The organism is Fibrella aquatilis (assembly GCF_017353255.1).
In the GTDB taxonomy this organism is placed as follows: Bacteria; Bacteroidota; Bacteroidia; order Cytophagales; family Spirosomataceae; genus Fibrella; species Fibrella aquatilis.
Genome location: NZ_JAFMYU010000045.1, coordinates 1 through 3211, shown reverse-complemented (window position 1 = coordinate 3211; position 3211 = coordinate 1). Strand labels below are relative to the sequence as shown.

Genomic DNA, 3211 nt, shown 5'->3' with positions numbered 1-3211 from the left:
AGAGGCCCTGTTCTACCTGCAATCGCGCGGTATTCCTAAAGACGCCGCCCGGACGCTGCTGCTCTACGCCTTCGCCGAAGAGGTGGTGAGCCACATCAAGATCCAGCCCATCCGCGAGTACTTAGAAGGCATCATCCGCGAGAAACTAGCCATGTAAAATCAGCACGTTTAGAAAAAGCAAGCCCTTCATCTATTCGTAGTTGAAGGGCTTGCTTTTTCTAGACAATCACAGCCAAAATTATTCTTATGGCTGTGGCTGTTTAGAAATATACAGTACACCCCGATAGCGGGAGTTCTCATCGGTGCCACAAAACTTGGCGTCATTTTTCGGGCCACACACTGGGGCTGAATTACACACGTAGAGGCGTTGCTGCGAATCCAAATAAAGGCCCTTTGTTTGATGCCTGTCTGGTAGCGGAAGCAACCGCCCATCGGTAGTGGCAATGCCTATTGTTTCGCGAAGCAAGGCGTTTTGCGGGTCTTTTGCATACGGCGTAGATGACTCCTCAATAGTATACCGAATGCCAGCGGGCGACGTTGCTACTCTAAAGCGAGTCCTTATTTCACCTATTCTGTACTTATGTTTCCAGCTTCTACCGCCATCAAGGCTAAAGAAAACCGGATTGTCGAAGTACGTAAAGGTGCCGTCTTCGCCGCCTCGTGCCGATGTCATGGCCCAAATGCTGTCCTTCCGGGCTGCAAAACCCATTATTCCTTCTGGATTAGGCTGGTTGAAGGTTGCCGTTTGCCAGGATCTTCCTTTATCGGTTGTGTAATAAATCTCGTTAGACAACGTACTAAGCAGCAACGTGGAGTCAATGTTGCCAAGAACGCTATAAATAGGCGCATTGATGGGCGACTGAAGCATATACCACCCCTCTTTTTCGGGTAAAGCATAGGGTTCAGGCTCCCGCTGACAACTAAACAGGATGAGACCGATGGTAGTGAGTAAGCAAGCGGTTCGCATAAGTTAACGATGAGAAATGTCTATTTCCAGCCGTTGGCGTGGCTGGAAATAGACGCAAAGTTCAACAGATTAAAGGGCTAGTAGGATCGGACGGTTTCGATAGAAAGCCGTGTGGCACCTGTTGTCACATCATATGTATTGCCAAGGATAGTAGTCGTACCCGGGAGTGAAAAGCGGGAGGTTATGACGGGATCTTCATATCGCAGAATTCCGTAACCAAGGTCAAGGCTACCGGTCGTCGTTTTGTACTTGAATGTGGTTTGTTGTGTTGATTTGGTACCGAAGCCGAGACTGGGACCAAGTTTCACCTTCTCGCCAATAGATGCACTGAACGAAAAATTGGTGCTAAACTCAGAGGTCTCGACCACAGTCCGCTCTGTGTCTACAGTCGGATTATATTTTTCTACTTTGAAGAACCATCGGTTACCATTGTCTTCCATGCTCCAAGTATCAACAATTATGGGCGAAGGCAGTATGTAAGCCTGTACATCATCGACTATTCTGACTGAATAGCATGAGACCCAGAAGATGTGGTTGATACATCTTGGTTCAGTGTGATAAGTATATACCTGTTCAGGAGCGATAAAAAGAACCTTGGTGGGGGGTGTTTTTTCTGTGACCCCCTTACCCATAAACATCGGGTATATTCGGAACTGGTAATTACCTTGATCCCACCCACCCAAGTCTTGAAACGAATTTATGTTTTCCAGACGAAATTGAGTAATTGCTTCTTTAAAACGGTAGTTTAATGGCCCAGAGTCTTGGCCTGAAGCTGGATTAATACCATAGTATATCCAGTCGCGTTGATGACAGGTATTACAATTCAGGCTTTTCTGGTAGGCTTCAACAACTACAGGATCAATGCCGTTGTCATTGACAAAGAATCGGGCACCCTTCTTTGTTGATGCCAGACTTTCTGTTAGCCCTTCTGTGAGATAAAAGCTGTGTTGCCCATTGCTGAAAAGAAAATTATTGGCCATAATCCTTCCCTTCTCGTTCTTGGGGGGAGTTGTGGTTACCCGGTCATTGATCTTCACCACCAGCATCGGGACGTCCGGTTCTTCAAGCGGGTTCAACTCCATCGACTCGCCTTTGTGGTTGTAGAGCATCAGCTTATTGTCTTCATCGCGAACAGCTATGAAGGGAACTTGCTGCTTTGTATCCCACTTAAGAGCCGAAAAAAACGTGGGTACGTAGAACGTGAGTAGTGGTAGGTCATCACTCAGGCTCTTGAACTTCCCCGGCATATCAGCTTTCTCGGCGATAGCGTCAAAAAGGGATTTGTTGCCTTTTATCTTCTTGTCTTTCACCATCTGAAAGAGGATGTCGTAATCGCCATCAAATTTCTTTAACGCTTCGGCTTTGAGCAGAACACGAACGTCTTCGTCAAGCACGACTTTCGCCAGAATTTTGGCCACCTGAACCTTGTCGAGCGCTTGTTTTCTGGCTCCTCCCTGCGATGCCTGTGGCAACACGGTAGACATTGGCTCGTCAGGATGACACGAGAAAGCTGTAGCCATAATAAGTGCAAAAGGAAGCACTTTCAATGATCTGTTGATCAGATGTAATATGCTTTTCATTGGCGTGTTGGTTGTTTTAAGTTTACCAGTAAGAATCAAAAATCGATTACCATTCGGGGTAGACCGACAGTTGCTGCTTTCCTGATGACAAACGTAGACGCATCAGCCAAACCAAAACAGAGGAAAAAGCCCTCAGAAATTGAGTAGTGACCCCTCAGAAATTGAGGTATTACACGTAGCTAAGGGAGAGAAGGTAATTCGCCAACGAGTAGTTCATACCACTGCCGAAGCGCCACTTTGTGTTGGCGGGCAAAACGCTCCAATATCCGATGGCCGGATAATTCTAGCTTGCTACCAATCCGTGTCCGATAGTTTTCAACACTTTTCGTCGTAATACAAAGCCGTTCAGCAATCGTTGCGTTGCTTAAATCATTGGCCACTTCCAGCAACACAGCCCACTCGCGAGCAGTTAACTGCGTTAACGTGTGGGCATATACGTTCTGATTCTGTCCTGAAAAAATGGGGGGGCGTTCCATTGATTCGTCCTATTGCGTGTGAACATATCATTATGTCAATTATCCTTCCTGTCATGGCTCAATAAGTCTACGCATTAGTTCTATTGTCGTGGAAAAAAATTTTGTAACTGGATCAAAAATCTTCTAAGTGCGAACTTGTTCACTCAACTGTCTGCCTTAACGACAAGGGTACGGGCGTGTTCAACGGC

General features: G+C 46.5%; 4 protein-coding genes. 1 reads left to right on the top strand and 3 read right to left on the bottom strand.

Annotated elements, in window-relative coordinates:
• Window positions 1-157, top strand: a 157-nt coding sequence (locus J2I48_RS28025; protein WP_207338855.1) for a SufD family Fe-S cluster assembly protein, incomplete at its 5' end; no start/stop codon positions are given.
• A gap of 87 nt (window positions 158-244) precedes the next feature.
• On the opposite strand, the gene J2I48_RS28020 is transcribed toward J2I48_RS28025, so the two are convergent.
• From J2I48_RS28020 to J2I48_RS28010, 3 genes are all read right to left on the bottom strand, one after another.
• Window positions 245-868, bottom strand: coding sequence for a hypothetical protein (locus tag J2I48_RS28020; RefSeq protein ID WP_207338854.1), 624 nt, complete (start codon window positions 866-868; stop codon window positions 245-247).
• 176 nt (window positions 869-1044) lie between these two features.
• The gene (locus tag J2I48_RS28015) at window positions 1045-2547 is read right to left on the bottom strand and encodes a hypothetical protein (RefSeq protein WP_207338853.1); all 1503 of its coding nucleotides are present in this window, start codon (window positions 2545-2547) and stop codon (window positions 1045-1047) included.
• A 179-nt stretch (window positions 2548-2726) separates the two neighbouring features.
• Window positions 2727-3023 carry a response regulator transcription factor gene (locus tag J2I48_RS28010; RefSeq protein ID WP_207338852.1) on the bottom strand — a complete coding sequence of 99 codons (297 nt, stop codon included), beginning with the start codon at window positions 3021-3023 and terminating at the stop codon, window positions 2727-2729.
• Window positions 3024-3211: the final 188 nt, after the last annotated feature.

Excerpts from the sequence above, each read along its gene's own strand:
- J2I48_RS28020 (WP_207338854.1), bottom strand. The coding sequence starts at position 868 with ATGCTTCAGTCGCCCATCAATGCGCCTATTTATAGCGTTCTTGGCAAC.
- J2I48_RS28015 (WP_207338853.1), bottom strand. The coding sequence starts at position 2,547 with ATGAAAAGCATATTACATCTGATCAACAGATCATTGAAAGTGCTTCCT.
- J2I48_RS28010 (WP_207338852.1), bottom strand. The coding sequence starts at position 3,023 with ATGGAACGCCCCCCCATTTTTTCAGGACAGAATCAGAACGTATATGCC.